The 26,099-nt window shown below is 35.2% G+C and carries 20 protein-coding genes; all 20 read right to left on the bottom strand.

What is annotated here, in order from left to right; all coding sequences use genetic code 11:
* Nucleotides 1-7 precede the first annotated feature (7 nt).
* A complete protein-coding gene (gene mutL, locus Q5O86_RS01990) occupies nt 8-1,894 on the bottom strand; it encodes a DNA mismatch repair endonuclease MutL (RefSeq protein WP_302625470.1) in 1,887 nt (628 codons plus the stop codon).
* Nucleotides 1,895-1,916: 22 nt separating this feature from the next.
* Complete coding sequence (mutS, locus tag Q5O86_RS01985) at nt 1,917-4,607, bottom strand: DNA mismatch repair protein MutS (RefSeq protein WP_302625469.1); 2,691 nt, start codon at nt 4,605-4,607, stop codon at nt 1,917-1,919.
* Between the two features lies 1 nt (nt 4,608).
* Complete coding sequence (miaB, locus tag Q5O86_RS01980) at nt 4,609-6,015, bottom strand: tRNA (N6-isopentenyl adenosine(37)-C2)-methylthiotransferase MiaB (protein WP_302625468.1); 1,407 nt, start codon at nt 6,013-6,015, stop codon at nt 4,609-4,611.
* A 9-nt stretch (nt 6,016-6,024) separates the two neighbouring features.
* A complete protein-coding gene (locus Q5O86_RS01975; protein ID WP_302625467.1) occupies nt 6,025-6,579 on the bottom strand; it encodes a 5-formyltetrahydrofolate cyclo-ligase in 555 nt (184 codons plus the stop codon).
* Between the two features lie 13 nt (nt 6,580-6,592).
* On the bottom strand, nt 6,593-6,805 hold the full coding sequence (locus Q5O86_RS01970) for a DUF896 domain-containing protein (protein WP_302625466.1): 213 nt from the start codon (nt 6,803-6,805) through the stop codon (nt 6,593-6,595).
* 1 nt (nt 6,806) lies between these two features.
* Nucleotides 6,807-8,006, bottom strand: coding sequence for a hypothetical protein (locus Q5O86_RS01965; RefSeq protein WP_302625465.1), 1,200 nt, complete (start codon nt 8,004-8,006; stop codon nt 6,807-6,809).
* A gap of 75 nt (nt 8,007-8,081) precedes the next feature.
* Nucleotides 8,082-9,665, bottom strand: a complete 1,584-nt coding sequence (locus Q5O86_RS01960; protein ID WP_302625464.1) for an NAD(P)/FAD-dependent oxidoreductase — start codon at nt 9,663-9,665, stop codon at nt 8,082-8,084.
* Nucleotides 9,662-10,843: an aminoacetone oxidase family FAD-binding enzyme gene (locus tag Q5O86_RS01955; protein ID WP_302625463.1), complete on the bottom strand. Its 1,182-nt coding sequence runs from the start codon at nt 10,841-10,843 to the stop codon at nt 9,662-9,664. Before Q5O86_RS01955 ends, Q5O86_RS01960 begins: the two co-directional genes overlap by 4 nt.
* Nucleotides 10,844-10,870: 27 nt before the next feature.
* Complete coding sequence (locus tag Q5O86_RS01950; RefSeq protein WP_302625462.1) at nt 10,871-11,215, bottom strand: hypothetical protein; 345 nt, start codon at nt 11,213-11,215, stop codon at nt 10,871-10,873.
* A 57-nt stretch (nt 11,216-11,272) separates the two neighbouring features.
* Entirely contained in the window at nt 11,273-12,928 is a 1,656-nt protein-coding gene (locus Q5O86_RS01945) for a polysaccharide biosynthesis protein (RefSeq protein ID WP_302625461.1), read from the bottom strand.
* Between the two features lie 14 nt (nt 12,929-12,942).
* Nucleotides 12,943-14,028 (bottom strand): DUF3048 domain-containing protein, encoded by a 1,086-nt coding sequence (locus Q5O86_RS01940; protein WP_302625460.1) that lies wholly within the window; start codon nt 14,026-14,028, stop codon nt 12,943-12,945.
* 1 nt (nt 14,029) lies between these two features.
* Nucleotides 14,030-14,530 carry an rRNA maturation RNase YbeY gene (ybeY, locus tag Q5O86_RS01935; RefSeq protein ID WP_302625459.1) on the bottom strand — a complete coding sequence of 167 codons (501 nt, stop codon included), beginning with the start codon at nt 14,528-14,530 and terminating at the stop codon, nt 14,030-14,032.
* The gene (locus tag Q5O86_RS01930) at nt 14,531-15,502 is read right to left on the bottom strand and encodes a PhoH family protein (RefSeq protein ID WP_302625458.1); all 972 of its coding nucleotides are present in this window, start codon (nt 15,500-15,502) and stop codon (nt 14,531-14,533) included. It lies immediately after the preceding gene.
* A gap of 29 nt (nt 15,503-15,531) precedes the next feature.
* Nucleotides 15,532-16,794: a sporulation protein YqfD gene (locus Q5O86_RS01925; RefSeq protein ID WP_302625457.1), complete on the bottom strand. Its 1,263-nt coding sequence runs from the start codon at nt 16,792-16,794 to the stop codon at nt 15,532-15,534.
* Nucleotides 16,775-17,026 (bottom strand): YabP/YqfC family sporulation protein, encoded by a 252-nt coding sequence (locus tag Q5O86_RS01920; RefSeq protein WP_302625456.1) that lies wholly within the window; start codon nt 17,024-17,026, stop codon nt 16,775-16,777. The genes Q5O86_RS01925 and Q5O86_RS01920 overlap by 20 nt, the downstream gene beginning before the upstream one ends.
* Before the next feature lie 119 nt (nt 17,027-17,145).
* On the bottom strand, nt 17,146-17,322 hold the full coding sequence (gene rpsU, locus Q5O86_RS01915; RefSeq protein WP_005362674.1) for a 30S ribosomal protein S21: 177 nt from the start codon (nt 17,320-17,322) through the stop codon (nt 17,146-17,148).
* 135 nt (nt 17,323-17,457) lie between these two features.
* Nucleotides 17,458-20,094, bottom strand: coding sequence for an alanine--tRNA ligase (gene alaS, locus Q5O86_RS01910; RefSeq protein ID WP_302625455.1), 2,637 nt, complete (start codon nt 20,092-20,094; stop codon nt 17,458-17,460).
* 28 nt (nt 20,095-20,122) lie between these two features.
* Nucleotides 20,123-21,349 (bottom strand): tyrosine--tRNA ligase, encoded by a 1,227-nt coding sequence (gene tyrS / locus Q5O86_RS01905; RefSeq protein WP_302625454.1) that lies wholly within the window; start codon nt 21,347-21,349, stop codon nt 20,123-20,125.
* Between the two features lie 192 nt (nt 21,350-21,541).
* Complete coding sequence (locus tag Q5O86_RS01900; RefSeq protein ID WP_302625453.1) at nt 21,542-24,448, bottom strand: glycoside hydrolase family 71/99-like protein; 2,907 nt, start codon at nt 24,446-24,448, stop codon at nt 21,542-21,544.
* Nucleotides 24,449-24,578: 130 nt separating this feature from the next.
* Nucleotides 24,579-26,045, bottom strand: coding sequence for a stage IV sporulation protein A (gene spoIVA / locus Q5O86_RS01895; RefSeq protein ID WP_302625452.1), 1,467 nt, complete (start codon nt 26,043-26,045; stop codon nt 24,579-24,581).
* Between the last annotated feature and the right edge of the window lie 54 nt (nt 26,046-26,099).

Here is a 26,099-nt window from a genome sequence, read left to right as displayed (position 1 = left end):
AACACTCCTAAACGATTCTTTTAAATTTCTTTTCCAATTCATATTTACTCATCGAGATAATTGTCGGTCTTCCATGCGGACAATTATATGGATTTTCCAGAGATAATAATTGCTCAATCAACGCATTTGCTTCATTTGTTGACAATGTACTGTTTCCCTTTACGGCAGCTTTACAGGACATGGAAGCAATTTTATCTGTAATACTGTCCGGTACCATTCTGGCATTTTCATTGGAAAGATTATCAATAATCTCCATCAATACCTCTTCACTGTTTAAAGTATACAAATCAGACGGTACCCCTCTTACCGCATAATCCTGTCCTCCAAAATGCTCTATCTCAAAACCAATTTCCTTAAAATTATCCATATACTTTTCTAACAATGATGCCTCATTCATTGATAATGAAAGGATAATTGGAGGATTCATCATCTGTGTGCTGATTGTCTTATGATGAAATTTATCCATTAATGACTCAAACATAACCTTTTCATGGGCGGCATGCTGGTCAATAATATACATTTTATTATCATACTCTATAATCCAGTATGTACCGAAAACCTGTCCAATCAGTTTATGCTTTGGTCTTGCAATATCAGTAAGAAACGTATCATATACATCTGTCAATTCCTTTTGTATATTTTCCTTTTTTTGTGCGTTATCTGTATAATTTTGATTATTCCCACTCAAACAAAATGTATTACCATTATCAGATACTTTGTAATCTATTCCTTCGGAAACTTTTTCAATCGGTTTTTTATAAATCTCTGTATCACCCCAAATATGTTCTTCCAAACCGGAATTTATTTTATGCAGTTCCTGACGTTTTTTCTCAAAAGGTTCAGGAATATATCGAACATCTTCATGTAACCTTTGTTCTTTTTCCAATGCAATATCAATAATATTTGGTTTTTCAATCAAAGCATCATTAATACACTCCTCTATCCATGGATAAATATGTTCTCCTTTCCGAAATCTCAACTCCATTTTTGACGGGTGTACATTTACATCTAAATATTCCGGATTAATTGTGAAGTTTAATACGGTAAAAGGATATTTGTGCTGCATTAAAATAAATTTATAGCCTGCCTCAATTGCTTTTGAAATAATATTACTCTTAATATATCTTCCATTAATAAAATAGTTTTCAAAAGTCCTGTTTCCCTTGGAGATTATTGCTTTGCCAATAAAACCGGTCATTTTCATAAACTCATTTTCCTGACAAACTTCTATAATATTTTTTGTCACATCACGTCCGTAAATATTATAAATGACGTCTTTTAAATTACCATTTCCTGCCGTATGAACTTTAATCTGCTTATTGCTCTTAAAACTTATAGAGATTTCAGGATGTGACAGAGCAATTTTTTCGACTATATCCGATACATAACCTGCTTCTGTCTGAGGTGTCTTTAAAAACTTTCGTCTGGCAGGCGTGTTAAAGAAAATATTCTTAACAATAAAGGTGGTTCCTTCCGGCGCACCGATTTCTTCAAAAAGAATTTCCCTTCCACCTTCTATTTTATAGCGGTTTCCTGTCAAATTCCCTTTTGTTTTCGTAATCAATTCTACCTGACAAACAGCGGCAATACTTGAGAGCGCTTCTCCTCGAAATCCAAGAGATGAAACGCTTAATAAATCGATGGCAGTTCTGATTTTACTTGTTGTATGTCTTAAGAAAGCAATCTTAATATCTTCTGTCTCGATTCCGGAACCATTATCCGTAATCCGAATCAGAGAAGTGCCACCATCTTCAATTTCAACAGAAATCATAGTAGCTCCGGCATCAATTGCATTTTCCATCAATTCTTTTACAATAGATGCCGGTCTCTCAACTACTTCTCCTGCCGCAATTTGATTAATTGTATTTTGGTCCAGTTCCTGAATTTTGTTCATATGTATCTCCTGCAAATATTATTTACCAACGGTTTTTTAACTGATTTTGCAATTTAAACAGGTAATTTAATCCCTCGATAGGTGTCATTTCTCCTAAATCAAGTTCCTGTATCTCTCTTATAATCTCATCTTCATTTACTGCGTCAAATAATGTCATTTGATGTGCCTCTGCATCATCATTTATTCCCGGAAGTACATTGCTTCCCGGTTGCAATCCGGCCGCAATATCTTTCGCTCTCGCCGAAATATCAGCATTGCTCAATTCAATTACTAATTCCTTTGCCCTATGCAATACGGAATCCGGAACCCCGGCAAGTTTTGCTACCTGAATACCATAACTCTTATCTGCCCCGCCTTTGACAATCTTTCTTAAAAATACGATATCATCTCCCTGTTCTTTCACGCTGATACAGTAATTATTTACTCCCGGAAGCGTTCCTTCTAATTCCGTTAATTCGTGGTAATGCGTTGCAAACAAGGTCTTCGCACCGAGAATTTTTTTATCGCATATATGTTCCACAACTGCCCAGGCAATACTCAATCCATCAAAGGTGCTTGTACCACGTCCGATTTCATCTAAAATCAAAAGACTTTTCGATGTGGCATTCCTTAAGATATTTGCAACCTCTGTCATTTCTACCATAAATGTACTCTGACCACTGGCAAGGTCATCAGAGGCACCGACTCTGGTAAATATTTTATCGCATATAGAAATATTTGCCTCCAATGCCGGCACAAAAGAACCAATCTGCGCCATAAGAACAATCAGAGCTGTCTGTCTCATATATGTAGATTTTCCTGCCATATTAGGTCCTGTTATAATAGATAATCTATTATGATTCATATCCAGATAAGTATTGTTTGCTATAAACATATTTTCGGGTATCATTTTTTCTACTACAGGATGTCTTCCATCCTTAATATCGATAATACCTTTTTCATTTATTTTGGGTTTTACATAATGATTGCGCTCTGCCACAAATGCCAGAGAGGCAAATACATCAATCATTGCAATTGCTTTTGCAGTCTGTTGTATTCTATTAATCTGCTGAAAAATTTCATCACGGATAGCCGTAAAAATATTGTATTCTAATGAGAACAGTTTATCTTCCGCTCCCACAATTACTTCCTCTAGTTCTTTTAGCTTATCCGTCGTATATCGCTCAGCATTTGTTAATGTCTGCTTGCGGATATAATAATCCGGCACAAGACTTTTAAATGAATTAGAAACCTCAATATAATATCCGAAAACTTTATTATATTTTATCTTAAGTTTCGTAATACCTGTTTTTTCCTTTTCCTCAGCCTCTAATTGGGCAAGCCATGTTTTTCCCTCTGTTTTAGCATTTCTAAGCTTGTCTATTTCCTCATGATATCCATTTCGAATAATACCGCCTTCCTTAATATTAATCGGCGGATCTTCCGCAATAGAATCTGTAATTAACTTTGTAATGTCTTCTAATGTATCTAGCCGCTCAAATATATCTACGAACAGCGGTGATTTGAAATCTTTAATAATATTTTTGATATGTGGAATCATCTCAAGAGAAGTCTTAAATGCAATTAGGTCTCTCGGATTTGCAGAACGGTATGATATTTTGCTTAAAAGTCTTTCTAAGTCATAAATTGGAGACAGATATTCTCTGAGTTCATCCCTTGTAATCAAAGAACTATTTAGCTCTGCAACTACCTTTTGCCTGTTGATAATTTCCTCTTTTGAAATTAATGGCTGTTCAATATAACTTCTTAAAGTTCTTGCACCCATTGCAGTTTTTGTTTTATCCAAAACCCACAAAAGAGAACCTCTTTTTTGCTTTTCTCTCAAAGTCTCACACAATTCTAAATTTCTTCTCGTGGAAGTATCTAAAATCATAAAAGTGCTTGTGGAATAAGGAATCAGCCTTGATAAATGGGATAAAGAATTTTTCTGAGTTTCATAAAGATATTTCAGAAGGGAACCTGATGCGATAATGCCAAGCCCCATCTCCGAAATGCCAAGCCCTGACAAATCTAAGATATTAAAATGTTCTTTCAGAACCTCAGAACAATTTTCCTCATCAAAATACCATTCTTCTAACTCAAAAACAGATATGGACAGACGATTTTTAATATCTTCAATATCCATACCACACATTAAAAATGAATGATTACAAATAATTTCACTCGGCATAAATTTATTGACTTCGTCGAGTACATTTCTTTCACTGGAAACCTCTGTTACATAGTAATCACCAGTGGTAACATCTGCTATGGAAATTCCAAATTTGCCGCCCACATATGCAATAGACATCAGATAATTATTCTTTCCTTCATCCATTGCAGTCATATTTAGATTTGTTCCCGGAGTGACAATCCGCACAACCTCTCTTTTCACCAATCCTTTTGCCTGTGCAGGGTCTTCTGTCTGTTCCACAATACAAACTTTAAACCCTCTCGTCACTAATTTATTAATATATGTATCGACTGCATGATAGGGAATGCCACACATAGGCGCTCTCTCCTCTAATCCGCAGCTTTTACCGGTAAGCGTAATTTCCATCGTTTTTGAAGCAGTAATCGCATCATCAAAAAACATTTCATAAAAATCACCTAATCGATAAAAAATGATACAGTCATCATTTTGTTTTTTTGTCTCAATATACATTCTCATCATAGGTGTCAGGTCATCTAAGTGATTGTCCCATACATCCTGCATCATCTGTGGTAAACTCATACTACTCCACCATTTCTCCCATATAGTAAAAACCTTTTGCCTCGTTTAATTTCACAAAAACAATACTTCCAATATAATCCTCATCTGCCTTAAAATGTACAACCGAATTATTGCTGAGTCTTCCCGTGACATACCCCGGGATTTTTTTGTTTAATTCTTCCACAAGGACTTCCTGCACTGTTCCCTCTAATATCCGGGTCTTCTCTTTTGAAATTTTATTTACAAGATTTAAAAGCCTGTCAAACCGCTCCTTTACCACATTATCCGGTATCTGTTCCGGCATTTCAGCAGCCGGTGTTCCTGTTCTTTTAGAATAAATAAATGTAAATGCGGAATCATACTGTGCTTTTTCTACAACATCTAAAGTTTCAACAAAATCTTCTTCTGTCTCCCCTGGAAAACCGACGATAATATCTGTTGTGATTCCGATATCCGGAATTGCCGCTCTTAATTTTTGAACAAGAGACAGGTACTGCTCTTTATCATAATGTCTGTTCATTATCTTTAAAAGCCGACTGCTTCCCGACTGTAATGGAAGATGCATTTGTTTACATATTTTCTCTGATTTTGCCATAACCGCAATTAACTCATCTGACAAATCCTTTGGATGAGAAGTCATAAAACGAATACGTTTCAACCCCTCAATCTTTTCGATTCTTTCCAATAATTCTGCAAATGTAACCGGATTTTCTAATGTCTTACCGTACGAATTAACATTCTGCCCCAAAAGCATTATCTCGACAACACCATTTTTAACCAATTCCTTTATTTCCGCAATAATATCTTCGGGATTTCTGCTTCTCTCCCGTCCTCTCACATATGGGACAATGCAATAGCTGCAAAAATTATTACAACCATACATAATGTTAACCCCTGACTTAAAATTGTATTTCCTGACAGTCGGAAGTTCTTCTACGATTTCAGTGGTTCCCTCCCAGATATCCTCAACCTTATGCCCATTGATAAGACGCTCATATAAAAGCTGGGCAAGCAAAAATATATTGTGCGTTCCAAAAATAATATCAATAAACCGGTAACTTTTATTTAACTTTTCTACAACCTGAGGTTCCTGCATCATGCAGCCGCAAAGCCCGATAATCATATCCGGATTTTTTTCTTTTATCTTAGATAAATAGCCTAGTCTTCCATATATTTTCAGATTGGCATTTTCTCTGACTGTACATGTATTGTACAACACAAAATCAGCATGTTCATCATCCGTTTCTTCGTAACCTATCTCAGTTAAAATACCCATCAATTTTTCAGAATCTTTAAAATTCATCTGACAGCCGAATGTAACAACACATGCTGTAAGTTTTCGTCCATATTCCTGCTCTTTATTTTTTACCAGTTCCCTGCACTGTTTTATGTAATACTTTTGTTTTTCTGTCTCGTTTGTGAAATTCATTGCAATCTCCTATTTTATATCTATATCTCTTTGTTCACTAATGATTCTATTCATCTTCTTATCATGTTTTTCGTGAGGTATTTTGTCAAACAGCTGAAACTCATAGCATATGCCAACAGAATAAATGTTATTTTTTTCTAAAAAACGGTCATAAAACCCCCCTGCCTGTCCGATTCTGTCTCCCTCCTCTGAAAAAACAACACCGGGAACAAGAATAAAATCAGCAATTGTATTCTCTTTTTCCATAGATGGTTCTAATATGCCAAAAGTTCCTCTTTCCAACTCATTGATAGAATGTATCTGATAAAATTTCATTATACCTTTTTTGTCAATTACTTTTGGCAGGGAAATAATTTTTCCATCACGCAGCGCTTCTTTCATAAAAAAAGTTAAATCTAATTCATTCCGCACGGCAGAATAACAAAAAATTGATTGAGATTGTCTGTATAAATCGCCAGATAACAATATTTTACAAACATTGGCACTCATCTCTTTGACCTGAGTCGTTGTAAGATTCTTTCTTATCTCCAGGATTTTATTTCTGAATGAATTTTTATCTTCCATTTTCATCCTGCCTTTAATGTTTTTCTTTATTGGATTCCACTTTCTTTACGGTTCCATCCGGATATTGAATACTCATATGATTCAGAGAACCGGATAAATTGTTGATAATAGACATCCGATATTCTGTGCGAAGACGATTTTGTTCTTCTTTTTCATCTTCTGTCAAACCGATTGTTTTTGATTTTTTATATAATTCATTAATTCGAGCAATCTTTTTTTCATCCATATTATTTTAAGAAAATATAGGAAGTCTCGTTATTGGATGCAACGGACCCTATATATTCGCCCCTTTCCTGTAATATAACTTTTTTAGACGGAAAACGATGTATTCCCACCAAAGAATATTCTTTGCCAAACAATGTTTTTTCTGAAAATGTAGAAATAACCGTATTATTATTTACAAATCTAATATCATATTCTTCCGGATAAGCTGCATCTACATCATTTGTAATAAGATTGAAAAACTGTGTCCCCGATGAATTTTTCTTAATCATATATGGCTTATTGTCTATCACAGTAGCATTTTTAAGTAAATATTCGCCGGTTGTAGTCTTATTAATACATGTATATACCTTTTCATCCTCATTTTTTGTTGCAATATCATAAAATATAATATTTTCATCAGAATTTTCGTAATTATACTTTGAATAAATAAGAAAATTATCAATAATCTTGGCATTAATCACAGTAGTATCATAATACGACTGGTCTACTGTATTCATCACCAGATTCTGCTGTTCTAATTTTAAGTCACTTATAAACTGCTGAATATTAATCACCATAAGGCTCTCAATCGCTGCTTCTTCTTTTTTTAATTTTGCATGCCTGTCATTTTCAAAAACGGAATAACCCGTTTTCATAACGCAGCTCGTTTCATTGTATGGTAATATAAACTCTATTCCATTTCTTATAAGATTTTCGTCTTCAATAACAATCTGTTTATTTTTTACAAAATCAAATAAGACAAGCGTAAAATCAAAAAACTCCTTCAATAAACCATTTTCGCTGACTTTTGGAAGTGCACGCTGAATAATCAGATTAGAGTCATCCAATATATATATTTTAATTTGTTTATTATCGGGATATAAATTAATATTATCTTTGAGAGAAATAATCTTCGTATGGGTATGGTCCGTAATATTATATCTTATGATATTAAATGTATATCCACCGTCCAGCATATCGGTATATTCTGTAAAATATAAAAAATCTGAATCATACTGGCAGTCTGTAATATGAAAAACGTCTACTTTATCAGTAAAAGGCATAACTTCTTTTCTGACATTTTCTTCAAGATAGTATAAAAAATATCTTACCTTTGGAAGGTTGTGAAATGGTCCCTGTTCATATTCTTTTTCCAGAATAATGTCATCTTTTAGATGTAGACCATTAAAATATTCTGATTGCGCCAAAAAACGTATATTCATAATGTATCTCCTTAAAACATGTTTTTCCATTTTAAACACATCTTTATATAATACTACAAAAATATAAAAAAGTCATTAATCAAAGGACTTATATTTTCGTGCAATTGCTTCAAATACCTTGATTCCGTCGATTGCTGCCGACGTAATTCCCCCTGCATATCCTGCTCCCTCTCCGGCAGGATATAACCCTTTTGTACTTGATTGAAAACTCTCATCCCTCAATATTCTGATTGGGGAAGATGTTCTTGTCTCCGGAGCAGATAAAACCACATCCGAGGCATCAAACCCTTCTATAAGATTACCGAAATATTCCATTCCTTCTTCGATTGCCTCCGACACAAACTCAGGCAGAACATTTCTTATATTTCCTAATCTGAAATTTCCTTTTATTTGAGGGGCAATCTCTCCCAATGCTTCTGTCCTTTTATTTTCCCTAAAATCTAAAAATGTCTGCACGGGTATTTTGCCACTTCCTTCTATAAATGCATTTTTTTCTATTTCTCTCTGAAAATACATTCCTGCTAAAGGACCATCCTGTATAAAATCCTCAGGTGTTATTGTTACAACAATAGCGCTATTAGCATTCTCACCGTCACGTTTCGAGTAACTCATTCCGTTAACAGCAATTCTTTCTTTCTCTGAGGAGGCATCTACGACAAATCCACCGGGACACATACAAAAAGAATAAACTCCTCTACCTTTCACTGTTTTATATGTAAGCTTATAATTTGCTGCTCCAATCCTGTTGTCCTCAAAGCCATATTGACTTTTATTAATTGTAGTTTGTCTATGCTCGACTCTGACTCCTACAGCAAAAGGCTTGGACTCCATAGGAATCTTTTGCTCATATAAAGTCTCAAACGTATCTCTTGCGCTGTGACCGATTGCCAAAACGCATATCTCTGTATCAATTTTCATTCCATTTGACAGGTAAACCGCCTTGATTTTTTGATTTTTATATTCAATCTTTTTTAATGCCGTGTCAAAATAAAATGTTCCTCCCATCCTTTCTATATCACATCTCATATTTTTTACTACTTCTATTAAAATATCTGTTCCAATATGAGGTTTTGCATCATACAAAATATTTTTATTTGCACCATATTCCACAAACCTGTTTAATACAAACTGTATTCTATTTTCTCTATCTTTAATTCCTGTATTGAGTTTTCCGTCTGAGAATGTGCCGGCTCCGCCTTCTCCAAACTGCACATTACATTCCGTATCCAGTTCTCCGCTTTCCCAAAAACAATTGACCTTACGGATTCTATCTTCCACCTTACTGCCACGTTCCACAATAATCGGTTTATAACCGTATTTTGCCAGCATATAGGCACAGAACATGCCGGCAGGACCAAAACCTACGACCACAGGTCTGTTATCAAGCTGCTCCTCTCCCTCAGGAGTGAAATAATATTGCTTTCTCGCATCAGACACTGTTACGTTTTTTCTGGTTTTGTTATATCTTTTTACGGCAAGTTCAATTGTATAATTTTTTTGAATTTTCGGCTTTTTTCTTGCGTCAATAGAATACTTTAATATCCTTTTCTCAATAACATCATCAAAAGATACTCCTGCAATATTTATAGCTTTTTTAAAAGCATCATCTTCGGTCTGTTGTATATTCAATTTAATATTTGATACTTTTAAAAATTTCATTTCTTCTTATATCCTCCTGCAATCATGCCCGTACTCCATGCAAATTGCAAATTATACCCTCCGCATTCTGCATCAATATCAATTATTTCACCTGCAAAATAAAGATTCTCACAAAAAACAGATTTCATCGTATATGGGTCTATTTCGTCGGTAGACACACCACCCTGCGTTACCTGTGAAAAATCAAATCCTTTTCGCTTTATCACAAAAACCTTATAATTTTTTATTAAATCTACAATTAATCTTATATCTTTTTCAGAAGTTTCACAGCATTTTGTGTTTGGATTTATATTTAACTTTGACAGAAAAGAGACCACTAATTTTTCATGAAACATTCCGTTTAATGCAGTAGCAATCATATTTGTCTTATTTCTTTGTATCAGAAACCGAAGCTTTTCCTGAAGCAATTCATATGTATATTCGGGCAGAAAATCTATACAGACGCTTGTTCCCTTTTGTGTCATTCTGCTAATATTAAATACAGGGATTCCTGAGATTCCATAATCAGTAATCTGCAGTTCTCCCATATCCGAAATATCTTGGTTTTCTATTGAAATTTTTGCCCGAACTCTCACACCGGAAGCTTTCTTTAGGTCCGTATCTTCACAAACCAGCCCGGTCAAAGCCGGCAAAGGTTTTACAATATGATGTCCAAACTGTTCCGCTAATATGTAACCGCTTCCATCGCTTCCGGTTTTAGGTGCACTCATTCCACCTGTAGCAAGAATAAGCTTATCACACTGTATATCGATTCCCACATCTACTACGAATCGTCCACTATGATAAGCAATTTTTTTCACAAAGTTATTTGTTTTTATAGATACGCCAAGATGTAATGCACAATCTCTCAGTGCATTACATATCGTGACAGCCTGATTACTCATCGGATAATAATACCCGTTTTTTTCATAACAAAATATTCCCATTTCCTTAAAAAACTTCAGACTGTCCCGATATCCCCATTGTTCCAATACAATATTGACAAACTTTTTATCCCCATAATAATGAGTTTCCGACATACTGCTGTTTGTCAAATTACATTTCCCATTTCCGGTAATCGCTATCTTTTTCGCCGATTTCTTTTCATGTTCAATAACTGTAACTTTATCTCCATTTTTTGCCGCACAAATCGCAGCCGTTAATCCGGCAGCTCCCGCTCCAATAATCACTACTTTCATTTTGTATTCAATATCCTTTGCAAATTGTCAGCTTGTATTCGCCTCTAAATATTTAAACAATTCCTCTGCACTTTCTAAATAAATACCGTGCTCAAGAACACTTCTGTCTGTCTCAGGCAATCTCGAAATATCGATATCTGTCTCGGCAACAACAGTTGTACCATCACTTTGATATACAATTATTTTATTATTGGTTGTTTTTACCCAATATCCCTCTGCTTCTGTCTCTTTTTCTTTTTCAGGGGAAACATTTACCACTTTTTCTTTTAAACTATCCCCCTCGTCTGTTCCGATTTTTACACCTACAATATAGGCAATCGCAAAACCACAAATAAATACAATTAAACAAAAAATATATGCACGTTTATTCATCTTATTTCACTCCTTGCATATATTTTTTACATTTTTTGTATTTTTATACAATTTCTATTATAAAATATGGATTTTTTTTAATATTCTGATAAATACTTCACCCTTTGGGATAGCGGACAGTTCATTTTCTGTGATTGTCCGGGTAAATATAAGCATAACTCCATAAACAATTACCGCCGATAATACAGCCATCAATGTACTAATTGCATTGATACCCGAAATAAACATAAACAGTCGAAATATTCCAAAACATACGATACCCATTACACCGGAACAAATGAGTGGTTTTAAAAAAGTCTCTCTCATATCCTGTTTATAATTTAAATATCGTTTGATGGAAAAGGCATTTAATACGGAAACTGTAGCGCCAAATAAAATATCACCAATAACTACTGCATATATATCCAATTTAAAAAGAATCAACAGACATGGCAAAACGATTAAATGTATTCCAAGAGAGATTGCTGAGTTTTTTATTGGTACTTTTAATTTATCAATTCCCTGTAAAATAGCATTGCTGATTGTAGATAATGAAAATGCGATAACTGTAAACACGCTAAAAATCATCATGGAAGCGGCACCGTCACCTTTACTTCCAAACAGTAAACTGTTAATAGGAACACCAAGAACAGATAATCCCATTCCACATGGAAACGCTATTATCATAGAAAATTTTAATGCCATTTCTATTTTTTCTTTTACAATTGATTTATCGCCCGCTATATATGAACGCACAAGAGATGGAACAATCGCTGTCGATAAAGCAGAGGCAATTGCAATTGGCATTGTAGTCAACGTCCTATAAATCCCGGCATAATTTCCATAAAGTGCATTTCTTGTCTCCTCTTTTACATGAAATACACTATGCATTATATTCTGAAATATAGGGTTGTCGAGTAAATTTCCAATATTATATATGGTAGTGCTGATTAATACCGGTGTAATTGTAAATAAAATGACTTTTGTAATTGTACCGTAGCTGTCTGTCCTGGTTCTGGGAGCTTTCCTAATCTTACGACTAATGTATCCATAATTAATATAAAGAATAAAAAACATAAAAAATAAAGCTGCCAACGCTCCGCATAATGTTCCAAGAGTTCCTCCGGCTGCTGAATAAGATGCCTGATATGTTTCTGCTTCACTTGTAATTTTAGACAATGAATAACCATAAGCGCCCAGTTCATATGCAGCAATAATACTTACCACTGCATTTACAATCTGTTCAAAAATCTGCGACACAGATGTTGGAATCATATTTCCCATTCCCTGGAAATATCCTCGCAAAACTCCTAATATACAGGCAACTGTAAGGGTAGGTGCAAGAACTCTGAGGGCAATCGCTACCTGAGGCAACTTATATATCTTTACGGAAATCCAGTCCGCTCCAAAAAATGCTAAGAGTCCGAATACTACACCTAAAATTGTGCCATATATCATGGCGCCTTTGAAAACCTTATGTGCATTTTTATACTGTCGTTTCTGCAATTTCTCTGAGACAATTTTAGATACGGCAAGAGGCATACTTTGTGAAGAAAGCAAAATAAGAACATTATATATTTCAAATGCCGTACTATAATATCCCATACCGCCTTCCCCTAATATGCGGTTCAGCGGAATACGATATATTAAACCGATTACTCTTACAAGTATTCCGGCAAAGGCTAATATACTTCCCTGTATAATAAAGCTGTTTCTTTTTTTTCTGTTTCCCATTTGTTTATCCTTATCTACTTAATCTTAACATTATCTGCATATTCGTTCTGTACGATATGAATCCATGTTTTTCCTGTATTTAATACAATCTCTTTTCCTGACTTGTCAAAATACTTTGTCTGTCCCTGTAACTGCTTGTCCTTCTGCCATGTGATTTTTTCTGCCCTGCCATTTGAAATAAACCATCCCTGACCTGAGCCACTCAATGTGATATCTAAACTTTTATTATCAGGATACATAGCTGAATCAACAAACTGAATAATAATATTAGAGCAATGAATCTGTTTATTATTCTGGTCGTCTACATGCTTGTCCCCATATTGATATCTGTAATATTGCCCATCTTTGCTGTTATACTGATACCATGGTTTATTAATCACATAGCCTAAATCAATTTTACTCGCATTCTTTTTACTCTGTAATGTAATTTTTGTTCCAAATTTCGCAAACTTAAAATGCCCGTGATATTTTTTATTGTAATTTTTACGATATTTCAAAGTCTGAATCATATTATTTAAGTTTTTTCCTGATGTAAATGCATTGTGAGGAGCCACCCTGTCTGATGTGCGGTAGAAAGCACGTTCTGCATTCAAAGCTCCTACATTATCAATATTATCACTTTTTAAAAAATCTAAAGCATATTTTGATTGTCCGAAATGGCTGTATATAGCATCCCACTCTAAGGCAAATGCACAATAATAAATGCGGCAGCTCCTAACAGAACCCATCTTTTTTAATTTATCATAATTTTCAAAAATTCCCATAATGCGAGTGATTCCGCCCTCAACAGGCGCCTCATAACATACGTCTGCACTGCTCAGACCCGAATGGGGGATAGCATTTATGATATTATTGTACATCAAGGCAACAGGTCTTCTCTTTGCCGTCTTTTGCTTAACATATTCCCCTGAAAGAAAACTTATTGTTTTGCCTTCATATGGATTTTTTGTTATTTCCTCAGTTGCAGCTACTGTAGTTTCTGATGTCTTTTTTACTTTTGAATCTTTCTTCGACAGCAGATTCATACCGACAACTGTAGCAGCTGATAACACGAATACAGCAGCCACAATTGCGATGATTATCTTACTTTTTTTGTTCATTTTAAATCTCCCTTGTTATTCCTAAATTATTTAGAATAATATTCTGCTTATTTTCCATATCGATGCGCTCCTCATCTTCCATATGGTCATAACCGAATAAGTGTAGCATACTATGAGCAGTAAGGAAAGCAATTTCTCTTATCTCCGAATGATTGTACTCCTCCGCCTGACGAATTACTCTGTCATAAGATATTACAATATCCCCCAACATTAATTCTCCGGAATCCGGATGAAAACAATCCATCTGTTCTTCCAAACGAGAAAAATCTGCCGGTTTTTCAAAATCCACAAACGGAAAAGATAAGACATCTGTAGCACAATGAATACCTCTCTGGGAATTATTGATTTCCTGAATGCTGTCATCATCTACAATGGTCACATTAATTTCACATTCGTAGGGACATTCCACAAAATCTATTGCCTCATTTACTACATTTATAATAATCTTTTTATAATCTATCTCTATATTGTTCTTATATTCATTCTCTATGAAAACCGACATTTATTTCCTGCCTTTCCTTCCTTCTTCGTAATCCTCGTAAGCTTTAACAATCTTTTGTACCAGAGGGTGTCTCACTACGTCATTGTTATCCAAAAAAGAAAATCCAATATCATCTACTTTTCTCAAAACTTTTAATGCGACCTCTAAACCTGATACAGTATCCCTTGGAAGGTCTTTCTGTGTTCTGTCGCCTGTGACAATAACCTTAGAGCCAAAGCCAATACGGGTCAAAAACATTTTCATCTGTGCCGGTGTAGTATTCTGAGCCTCATCTAAAATAATATAGGCATTATCTAAAGTACGTCCACGCATATAGGCAAGCGGTGCAACTTCTATAATTCCTTTTTCGCTATTGCTGAGAAAACTCTCCGCCCCCATAATCTGATACAGTGCATCATATAAAGGTCTCAGATATGGGTCTACTTTGCTCTGTAAGTCTCCCGGAAGAAAACCGAGATTTTCTCCCGCTTCAATAGCAGGTCTTGTGAGTATTATTTTATTTACTTCATTATTTTTTAACGCATTAATAGCCATTGCCATTGCCAGATATGTTTTTCCTGTTCCGGCAGGTCCAATGCCAAAGACAATCATCTTTTTTCTTATCTGGTCAACATATGACTTTTGTCCCAATGTTTTTGGTTTTACCGGTTTTCCCATAATCGTACGGCAAATAATATCATCATCCAAATCTACAATCACCGTCTCTTTTTCCTCAAAACTAAGTGATAATGCATAATCTACATTCTGCTCTGTTATCTCATTTCCCCGCTTTGACAATTCTAACAATTGCTGAAACACACTTTTCGCTCTTTTTGCCGCAACTTCGCCGCCGATTATTTTAAGTTCTCCGTTTCTTGAAATAATCGTAACATGTAAAGTTTTCTCTATTTTTTTTATATTATAGTCAAACTGACCAAAAACATTTTTTTCATGTTCTGTGGGAATGTCAATAATATTCTCAATTACGCTCATATATTCTGCCCCTTATTTTATATTGTACTCTAATTTGCTCCGCTTGTAGTCTCCTTCAATTGTTGATTTTCCGATTCAATCTCATCCATCTGTTCTGCATTGATATAAGAAACTTTGCCGAGCGGTTCTAAACACTTTATTTTTCCTGATAAAATATAGGAATTTTTTTCCTTGTTTATTTTAACATTTTTCTGTACGATTTTGTAGCCTTTTTGCTCCAATATCGATAATTTATAAACTAAATGTTTATTTAAAATCTTTTCTGCCTGTTCTTTTGTATATTCTCCCTCTCTCTTTTCATAACTTGTTATCTTATAATTTTGTATTACAAACGGCAGATAATAGTTTCCAAAAGCTTTTACCTTTTTTTCTGTATACACAATATTCTGGTTATTATTATCTCCGATTCCAAACCATTTATATCCTGTAATTGAAGGAAGATATATACTTTTATTTTTTGTTATTTCTTTAATTGTATATTTAATATTTAATTTATCACTGTAATCAAGATTTGTTTCTCCTATAATATCTCCGTCTGCATTGCACAGTTTAGAAAAAAGTTTTTGTTCCGCTTCGTCAAAAACATCTACAATCCCCGATATTAAGACATCTCCTTTTTTTATTTTATCTCCGGACTTTACCATACTTTTCCCTTTTCTCACCAACACAGACCGAATCACTGCATCCCTGTTGGCGACAATATTATATGGTTTATCTTCTTTCACAGAAATTTCTGTCATATAATTTTCCTTAATATGTATGATTAAATTCGTTCCCTTTACTTCTGCGCATACCCAGCTGATGTCATCATATTTTTTTCTGATTTCTTTTTCTATTTTATCACTGTCAATGACTTTTTTCCTAATTCCTTCCTTAATCTGAATCTCATCTAAAAAATCTTTGATTTGCAAAGCTGTATAGGAATAATTTCCCTCAACAGTGATATTCCATATAAATAAAGAATTTATCATCATAAGCAATATAAATACCATTGAGACAAGAATTGCTGCCTTTACCACCGGAACTCTTGTTAAAAGAGTATATGTTCCGCCATCCTGTATATTTAATATATTGATATTTAATTTTTCTAAAAGAGCAATGACTCTTTCCTTATCACTATACTGGACTGTAATTTTTGTTTTATTATCTTTGGATATAATATTTCTTAATTTGATATTTCCCGAATGATTTAGAAGTCTGTAAATATAATTTTCATTGATTTCTATAACGCAATAATGAAAATTTACAGCACTGAAACAGGAAAATATAGAATTAGCAAAATACAATCTCATTAATACAACCGCCTATAACCATTGACTCACTATTATAATAATTTATGACTAACTTCTCTCCTGTAATATGGATTTTATATTTTTTACACAATATTTCTATTTCATTTTCTGTTATTGTTTTCACACACTTATAATTTTCCACAACAACCTCACTGCGCCCCGTCACCTGACAAAGACATTCGTGCTTAATTACATCTCTAGGAATATCATATGCATTATCTACATTAAACATATATTTCTCCCAAATATATTCATTATATTGTATGTTGTCTGAGATTCTATTTAGAACATTCTAAAATATTTCCCGTTATACAAAGAAAAATACAGGACAAACGTCCTGTATTTTTATAATTAATTATATTTGCGCTTTCTAGCTGCTTCTGATTTCTTCTTACGCTTTACGCTTGGCTTCTCGTAATGTTCTCTTTTACGAATCTCCTGCTGAATACCAGCTTTTGCGCAATTTCTCTTGAATCGACGTAATGCACTGTCGATTGATTCGTTTTCTTTCACGATAACGCTTGACATTCTCTTCCTGACCTCCCTTCAGTTATAGATTCCTAAAACTGTAGGTATTTGTGTTAAAACACCTTAAATATTATAACATATATTTCCATGTCGTCAACAATTTTATTATAATTATTATGCTTTTTTATGTTACTTTTATAACTGTTTTGCCAAAATTTCTTTTGCGGCAGCTACTGCCTCATCAGCTCCGGCAGGATTCTTTCCTCCCGCCTGTGCCATATTCGGGCGTCCTCCACCGCCACCGCCAACAAGTTTAGCCACTTCTTTAATCATATTACCTGCATGGGCGCCTTTTGAAACAGCATCATCATCTGCCATAACAATTACATTTGCCTTATCTGCCATTGTGGAAACAATAACTACGACACCGCCGCCCATCTTTTCCTTTAACTGGTCTCCCAGATTTCTCAGACCATTCATGTCAACATCAGATACCTTTGCAGCCAAAAGATTTACACCATTGACCTGAATAACCCGGCTCATGATATCTCCGACAGATTCATTGGCAATTTTTGCTTTTAATTTCTCATTTTCGCTGGATAAAGCCTTGATTTCATTATTTAGTGCCTCAATCTTCTTAGAAAGATTATTCGGCTCTGTTTTAGCGATTTTTGCCGCTTCATGTAATTTATTTTCAATATCCGTATAGTATTTCATAAGTCCCGCACCTGTAAGCGCCTCTATACGTCTGACTCCTGCCGAAATACCTGCCTCCGATACTATCTTAAAATATGAAATTGTGCCTGTGTTGGATACATGAGTACCACCACAAAGCTCTATGGAATAATCTCCCATAGATACAACTCTTACCGTATCACCATACTTTTCACCAAAGAGAGCCATAGCTCCTGTTTTTTTAGCCTCTTCTAAACTCATTTCTTTCGTGACAACATCGAGACTATTTGCAATTTGTTCATTCACCAAACCTTCTGTTTTAGCCAGTTCTTCCGGTGTCATTGCCTGAAAATGAGTGAAATCAAAACGAAGTCTGTCTGCATCTACATAAGAACCGGCCTGCTCAACATGGTCTCCTAAAACCAGTTTAAGAGCTTTTTGAAGCAGATGCGTTGCGCTATGATTTTTTGCGGTAGCATTTCTCAGATTACTTTCAACCGAAAGTGCCGCTTTATCCCCCACCTGCAACATGCCTTTTGTGACATATCCAACATGTCCAATCATGCTTCCGTGAAGTTTTATCGTATCCACAACCTTAAATTCACCGTTCGCTGTTCTGATAATACCTTTATCACCAGCCTGTCCACCCATTGTCGCATAAAACGGTGTCTGTTCGACAATAATGGTACCCTGTTCGCCATCTGTCAATGCATGAACAATCTCTTTCTCCGTAGTGAGTGCCGTGATAACAGAATCTTCTGTCAATCTGTCATAGCCAACAAAAACTGAAGTCAACTGATTGTCAAGACTTTCATAAACAGTCTCGTCTGCTCCCATATAATTTGTTGTCTTGCGTGCCTTTCTGGCTGTCTCTCTCTGTACATCCATAGCTTTCTGAAAGCCTGTTTCATCTACACAAAATCCTTTTTCTTCCAGTATTTCCTGTGTCAAATCCAGTGGAAAACCATAAGTGTCATAGAGTTTAAACGCATTATCACCGGATAAGACTTTCTCACCGGCTGCTTTCATTTCCTCTTCCATTTCGGCCAAAATATTAAGTCCTGTATCAATTGTCTTATTAAACTTATTTTCTTCCTCTGTAAGCACTTTAAAAATCATGCTCTTCTTCTCTTCCAGTTCAGGATATCCATCCTTTGAACTTTCAATAACCGTTTCGGAAAGTTTTGACAGAAACATTCCATCAATACCTAACAGTCTGCCATGCCTTGCCGCACGTCTGATAAGTCTTCTCAGAACATATCCTCTTCCCTCATTTGATGGCATAATACCATCGGAAATCATAAATGTCGCCGAACGTATATGGTCTGTAATAATTCGAATAGAAACATCCCATTTATACTCTTTTTTGTATTCTTTTCCGGAAATTTCACAAACTTTATCACGAAGAGACTTGATGGTATCGACGTCAAAGATTGAATCCACATCCTGCACTACCGTTGCCAGTCTTTCAAGTCCCATTCCTGTATCAATGTTTTTATTTTTTAGGGTCTCATAGTTACCTTTTCCATCATTTTCAAACTGTGTAAATACATTATTCCAGATTTCAATATATCTGTCACATTCACACCCGACAGTACAGTCAGGCTTTCCACAACCGTATTTTTCACCACGGTCATAATAAATTTCAGAACACGGACCACATGGACCGGCACCATGCTCCCAGAAATTGTCTTCTTTTCCAAACTTAAAAATTCTTTCTTTCGGGATACCCATTTCTTTATTCCAGATATCAAAAGCCTCGTCATCCTCAAGATATACAGACGGATAAAGCCTGTCCGGCTCAAGACCTACAACTTCTGTGAGAAACTCCCATGACCAATGTATCGCCTCTGTTTTAAAATAATCACCAAACGAGAAATTTCCAAGCATTTCAAAAAAAGTACCATGTCTGGCAGTCTTTCCAATATTTTCAATATCCCCTGTCCTAATACATTTCTGACATGTAGCCATTCTTTTTTTCGGTGGAACTTCCTGCCCTGTAAAATAAGGCTTTAACGGAGCCATTCCTGCATTTATAAGTAATAAACTTTTATCATTGTGTGGGACTAATGAATAACTTCCCCTTACAAGATGTTCCTTAGACTCAAAAAAATCTAAAAACATCTGTCTTAATTCATTTAATCCATATTTCTTCATTTATTCTTCCTCCGGTTATCTCAATTCATTATTCTGCCTTAATCTGATGAAATGCCTTTTTTCCTTTTTTTACAAGTAACACTCCATCCTCATTCAAATCCGCTGTTGTAAAACTTGAATCTATGGCAGATACTTTCTCACCATTTACAGAAACGCCTCCCTGCTGTACAAGACGTCTTGCCTCACCTCTTGATTTTGCAAGTCCGGCGTCCACTAAAATAGTAAGAATATCCTTTCCCTCATCTAAATCTGTCTTTGCATAAGTTGTTGTTGGAATGTCACCGGAAATACCTCCATTGGCAAAAATCTGTCTGGATGCCTCCTGAGCCTTCCCAGCTTCCTCTTCACCGTGAACCAGCTTTGTAAGCTCATATCCCAAAATTTCTTTTGCCTTGTTTAATTCGCTGCCTTCCCATTGTTCCATTGCCTCGATTTCTTCTAATGGAACAAAAGTCAGCATTTTAAGGCATTTAATAACATCCGCATCATCCACATTTCTCCAGTATTGATAAAACTCATATGGAGAAGTTTTTTCAGGGTCAAGCCACACGGCACCGCTGACTGTTTTTCCCATCTTCTTTCCCTCTGAATTAAGAAGTAGCGTAATTGTCATGGCAGAGGCATCTTTTCCTAATTTACGTCTGATAAGTTCTGTTCCGCCCAGCATATTACTCCACTGGTCATCACCACCAAACTGTAAATTACAACCGTAATCCTGGTATAATCTATAAAAATCATAACTCTGCATAATCATATAATTAAATTCAAGGAATGTAAGACCTTTTTCCATTCTCTGCTTATAACATTCAGCTGTCAGCATTCTATTTACACTGAAATGAGAGCCGACATCCCTCAAAACATCAATATAATTTAAATCCAAAAGCCAGTCAGCATTGTTAACCATCAGAGCTTTACCATCAGAAAAGTCAATAAATCTGCTCATTTGTTTCTTGAAACATTCAATATTATGGTCAATTGTCTCTTTTGTCATCATTTTACGCATATCTGTTTTACCGGAAGGGTCACCAATCATGGCTGTTCCTCCGCCCAATAAGGCTATCGGTTTATTTCCAGCCATCTGGAGTCTTTTCATAAGACAAAGTGCCATAAAATGTCCCACATGAAGGCTGTCAGCCGTAGGGTCAAAACCGATATAAAAAACCGCTTCTCCCTTATTAATCAAATCACGAATCAATTCTTCATCAGTGACCTGTGCTATCAGTCCTCTCGCTTTTAATTCTTCGTATGTATTCATAACACCATACATTCCTTTCTTATTATTTCTTTCTCATAAAATTCAATGTATAATTTTAACATAGGAAAATGATTATTTCAAGAAATAAACTGTTATTGATTACTTCATCCTAAAGATTAATCGCTTGACATCTTCCGTTTAGTGTATAAAATAAAAAACTGCCACACAAATATGTGGCAATTTTCTTCATTTTTATTCTACTTTAACTATAATATCATTCCAGTTGTAGTCGACTTTTTTATATCCCGGAGTTACAGCATTTAATATTTTTTCATAAAGGTAATTATGTGCTGAATGGGTACTCATCCGCCTATTCTGATATAATGCCTCTGCAACAGCATAAACAGTCAGTGTTTTGATACCGCTATACACATATTTACCATCTTTTAATTTTGCATATGCTCTAACAGAAATCTTTTGACTGAAAAAATCTTTTGTTATATTATTTCCAAACTGCATCGTCATCGTATAACTATCTGTGTCAATATCATCCGTTAACTTTAATGCATTTTTTCCTTCTTCTGTGGCTTTATTGTCAAAAACATATTGACTACTGCTTCCCACTTTCATATCATCATCTGAAATATAGTCTGAAAGACCATAAATCATTCCCACTTCTGATACCTCTTTATCCGTATCTTTCACGGAGTAAACCGTCCTAATACCTTCCAGCGTGGAACTAATCTGATATCCGTTTACCGTAAGCTTTACATTTGTTGTTTCCTCTTCGACACTGCCCTGACCGTCTTCAATAATAATATTATCAAAATAAGCGCTGTAATTTCCCAAATTACCGCCATATGCCAAAACAATACCTACAATACTTTTTCCTGCCAAACTATCACTTCCAAATGTAAAAGTATAATCACTCCAGCTTCCAACATTGCCTTTTGCTGCTCCTCCCCCCATTAAGACTCCGTTGGAGGTTATACCTCTTGTACTCACATAACTTCCATCATCTAAAAGCAAGTCAACATATGTATTTTTACCCAAATCATTTACTGCATACATGGAATATGAAAGCTGCATTCCTTTTTTTATCTTGATTGCTGTCTCAGAAATTCTATATATGTACGATGAATTTTCAGCATTTCCATTTCCACTGAATGAAACCAGATAATCACCTGTTTTTGCTGTAGAATTTTTTAAAATCCGGGCATTTCCACTCGCATTCTTTGCCAGAAGTTCTTTGTCATTCTTAAAGCAGGGATCCACCGGATAATTGCCACTATACTGCCCCTCTAAGCAGGTAACATACTTGCTTTCAAAGCTGTTTCGATAATAGACAGGTCCGTTAGAATGTGCCACCGGCACCTCTTTTACCACACTCCGCTGATTTTTCATCATCTTAACTGCCTCGCTCACTACCCGCAACTGAAAATCTGATGACAGCCAATATCCATCGCAGCTTGCTGTAACAAAATACTGGTCTGTCGGAATATCAAAATAGTCACTGGCATTTTTTGCAATGGCTGTCCCCTCATCATATTCATCGAACATTGCAATATAAAATGAATCAAGTCCCAGCTGTTTTAATTTATATGCCTGATTCCAAAATGTCTGACCTGCATTTCTCGCAATCATATTTGGTTTTCCACCCTGCCATAATGTCCATGAAAACCCCGAAAATACTACAGGATAATAATCCATATTATGATTTTTACAATACTGTAAATCCGGACTTAAATAATTATTGTAAATAGAATTTACACTTGCCTCATCAGCTCCCAATGCCCCCACATACCAAGGTGAAATCATATCGGCTTTGTTATATATATCTATATATTGATTCTGATTTCTCCAATCTCTTGGAACGCCAATAATTACATAACATCCCCTTGCATGGAAAAAGTCAATCATTTCTTCATAGTCAACACGTCTGCTTGGTCTGGTATTTTCTGCATTGTCAAATCCAAATCCCCATACACATACAACCGGTTTTCCTTTCACCGTAGCATAAGAAGATGAATTTAGCATTTCCAAAGATTGTTCAATATTGTAAACCCAGTCAAATTTGATATCTTTTACATAGGAACTGATAGATGTCGTATCGTTTGCATCACTAATCTGTGACCCTCCACTGATATCATACATAACATACATCAATCTGTTATTTGACTCTGCCGCGTTTTGTATTTTCTTTAGCTGTGTTGCCTCCTGACTGCCCGTAATCGTTCTTCCGGTAAGTCCTCCGACAAAACGCTGAATTGCTGCACCATCAATACCATACTCATTCATCCATCTAAAGTGTGTATTGATGACATCTTTGGCATTAGAATCAAACAATTTCGTATTTTTCCCATTTCCTAAATTGGCAAACCCTGTCTGTGCCAATGAACTATCTGCATATTCTGTCACATCAGGAAATATATCAATCGATATTTTATTCTTTCTCGGCCATCGGGTTCCATCGCTGTCAGCGTCCCCATATGCATAATGCTGCCATGAATTATACTGTCCACCGGTTCCAAACCAGCCCTGATATCCTGTAAATGATTTCCCCCTAAATTCTGAACTTTCCGTTCCCCCTGTCCTTTTTCCAAGAGGCTCTGCATCCGGATTCACGGACTGCTTTGTCAGCCTGATTTTTGATATCACTGTTCCATCATTTCCACGTCCCCAAATTCTAAAGTCGCATCCGCCGTTTTGTGCCTTTTTTAAGCTGGCATCTTCTAAACACACTGTTGTTGTAATCCAAGTGTTAGAATTTGATTTATTAATTGCCGCCTGCTTGTAATTTCCACTGACTGCATTGTACTGAAGCTGAAAAAAATCGTTTCCTTCATCAAAATAAGTAATCTCAACAAAAAGATTATGGTCATTCTGTGTGATTGCATTATTTTCCACTTTAAAATATGCGTACTTATTATTGTCAATCATTCTTCCTAAAATTCCATTTTTAGAGACCTTATATGTATACGCCTCGGCACTTGTATTTGAATCATCTACAAATGCTAAATTTTGTCCTTCATAATTTCCCCCGGTAAAATCCCCAGATGCCGCCACATCTGCCGCTTTAACAGTATCTGTCAATGCCGGCTGCGGCATAACTGTAAGTAATAGTGTTAAAGCAAGTAAAATCGAAAATATTCTTTTCATGTTTTCTCCCTCCTATCATTTAACATTGATAATTTAGTTAAACGTTAAACCTCTATATGGCTATATAGTAGCATTGAAAGAAAAAGAAAACAAGCATATTTTACAATAAAAACGATATTTTCTCACCTTTTTACAGCAATATGCATATAACTCCCCGGCTCTGGTCATTTGTAATCTTCTCAATTGTTCCCTGCATTCTCGATTGAGTTTCCTCTGTAAGATTATTAATTTTATTGGTGATTCCTTCATCAACAATCTGTCCAATTGACTTACCAAATATATTTGTATCCCATATACTTTTTCCCTCTTCTTTTTTGTTTATAAAATTAATCATATCCTTTGCCTGTTCCTCACTTCCGATAATTGGTGAAATTTCTGTGAGAATATTCGCTTTTACAAAATGAATTGACGGCGCCGTTGCTTTAATTTTCACGCCATACTTACTACCTGTTTTAATTAATTCAGGGTCCTCAAGCACAATTTCTTCTTTCTCCGGTGTCACAATACCATACCCTGTACTTCTCACCTTACTAATTGCCTCATTCACTTTAATATAATTATTTTTCTGCATAGAAAGTTCTCTCACCATCTTAATCAGCTGTAATTGATTGTCAATCTTCGTTCCTGTCATTTCCGTTAAAGTTTCATAGTAATATTTATCGTCAATATCATAATTCAACACCAATTTTCCATTTGATAATTCTACCGATGCCATTTGTGCTGAATTCATATACTCTTTATCCGGCAAAAGCTTTAATTTTTTTATGTCTTTAATCTTAATCACCTTTCCTAAGATTTCTTTGGAATAATCTACAATATACTTCATCAACTCATGCTGGAAGTCCATAATTTCCAGCCATTTCGGTACGTTAAATACGATTTCTGTAATAGGAAACTCAAATAAAATATTTTCAAGAATATTATTTACATCCTTCTCATTCAATTTCAGACAGTTTATCGCAAGCGTAGAAACATTATATTTATTAGCAATTTCTTCTCTTAATTTAAGGCATTGCTCCGACTCAGGATTAAGAGAATTTACAAGTATAATAAAAGGTTTATTAATACTATTTAATTCCCTCACGGTTTTATCTAACGCTTTATTGTACTCAGCCGGGTCCAAGTCCGTAAAACTGCCGTCACATGTAATTACAACTCCAATCGTAGAATGTTCTGAGATTACTTTCTGTGTACCGATTTCCGCAGCTTTTGAAAATGGTATATCATAATCAAACCAAGGTGTCTTTACCATTCTCTCTTTATCTTCTTCCATATGACCGGTTGCCCCATCTACCATAAATCCCACACAGTCTATCAACCGTACTTTGACATTTGCCTTGCCGCCTATTTTGATGGATACCGCATTATTTGGAATAAATTTTGGCTCCGTAGTCATTATTGTTTTTCCGGAAGAAGACTGCGGAAGTTCATCCATTGTCCTTTTCACCTCATTTTGGTCTGCAATATTTGGCACTACAGCAACATCCATAAAATTTTTGATAAATGTAGATTTTCCCGTTCTTACAGGTCCGACTACTCCTATGTAAATTTCTCCATTTGTTCTTTTTTCAATGTCTTTATATACATTAAAATCCATAAAAAATCCCCCTTGCATACATTAATACTAAAATATATGCAAAGAGGACAAATA

The organism is uncultured Eubacterium sp., assembly GCF_937958975.1.
In the GTDB taxonomy this organism is placed as follows: domain Bacteria; phylum Bacillota; class Clostridia; order Lachnospirales; family Lachnospiraceae; genus Eubacterium_G.
The sequence above is the reverse complement of the archived record's forward strand: the minus strand, read 5'-3'. Positions and strand labels throughout refer to the sequence as shown.

Excerpts from the sequence above, each read along its gene's own strand:
- rpsU (WP_005362674.1), bottom strand. The coding sequence starts at position 17,322 with ATGTCAAGCGTTATCGTGAAAGAAAACGAATCAATCGACAGTGCATTA.
- Q5O86_RS01930 (WP_302625458.1), bottom strand. The coding sequence starts at position 15,502 with ATGAGCGTAATTGAGAATATTATTGACATTCCCACAGAACATGAAAAA.
- alaS (WP_302625455.1), bottom strand. The coding sequence starts at position 20,094 with ATGAAGAAATATGGATTAAATGAATTAAGACAGATGTTTTTAGATTTT.
- spoIVA (WP_302625452.1), bottom strand. The coding sequence starts at position 26,045 with ATGGATTTTAATGTATATAAAGACATTGAAAAAAGAACAAATGGAGAA.
- Q5O86_RS01920 (WP_302625456.1), bottom strand. The coding sequence starts at position 17,026 with ATGTTTAATGTAGATAATGCATATGATATTCCTAGAGATGTAATTAAG.
- Q5O86_RS01900 (WP_302625453.1), bottom strand. The coding sequence starts at position 24,448 with ATGAAAAGAATATTTTCGATTTTACTTGCTTTAACACTATTACTTACA.
- ybeY (WP_302625459.1), bottom strand. The coding sequence starts at position 14,530 with ATGTCGGTTTTCATAGAGAATGAATATAAGAACAATATAGAGATAGAT.
- Q5O86_RS01950 (WP_302625462.1), bottom strand. The coding sequence starts at position 11,215 with ATGAATAAACGTGCATATATTTTTTGTTTAATTGTATTTATTTGTGGT.
- Q5O86_RS01975 (WP_302625467.1), bottom strand. The coding sequence starts at position 6,579 with ATGGAAGATAAAAATTCATTCAGAAATAAAATCCTGGAGATAAGAAAG.
- mutL (WP_302625470.1), bottom strand. The coding sequence starts at position 1,894 with ATGAACAAAATTCAGGAACTGGACCAAAATACAATTAATCAAATTGCG.
- mutS (WP_302625469.1), bottom strand. The coding sequence starts at position 4,607 with ATGAGTTTACCACAGATGATGCAGGATGTATGGGACAATCACTTAGAT.
- tyrS (WP_302625454.1), bottom strand. The coding sequence starts at position 21,349 with ATGAATACATACGAAGAATTAAAAGCGAGAGGACTGATAGCACAGGTC.
- Q5O86_RS01925 (WP_302625457.1), bottom strand. The coding sequence starts at position 16,794 with ATGAGATTGTATTTTGCTAATTCTATATTTTCCTGTTTCAGTGCTGTA.
- miaB (WP_302625468.1), bottom strand. The coding sequence starts at position 6,015 with ATGAATTTCACAAACGAGACAGAAAAACAAAAGTATTACATAAAACAG.
- Q5O86_RS01945 (WP_302625461.1), bottom strand. The coding sequence starts at position 12,928 with ATGGGAAACAGAAAAAAAAGAAACAGCTTTATTATACAGGGAAGTATA.
- Q5O86_RS01965 (WP_302625465.1), bottom strand. The coding sequence starts at position 8,006 with ATGAATATACGTTTTTTGGCGCAATCAGAATATTTTAATGGTCTACAT.
- Q5O86_RS01960 (WP_302625464.1), bottom strand. The coding sequence starts at position 9,665 with ATGAAATTTTTAAAAGTATCAAATATTAAATTGAATATACAACAGACC.
- Q5O86_RS01940 (WP_302625460.1), bottom strand. The coding sequence starts at position 14,028 with ATGAACAAAAAAAGTAAGATAATCATCGCAATTGTGGCTGCTGTATTC.
- Q5O86_RS01970 (WP_302625466.1), bottom strand. The coding sequence starts at position 6,805 with ATGGATGAAAAAAAGATTGCTCGAATTAATGAATTATATAAAAAATCA.
- Q5O86_RS01955 (WP_302625463.1), bottom strand. The coding sequence starts at position 10,843 with ATGAAAGTAGTGATTATTGGAGCGGGAGCTGCCGGATTAACGGCTGCG.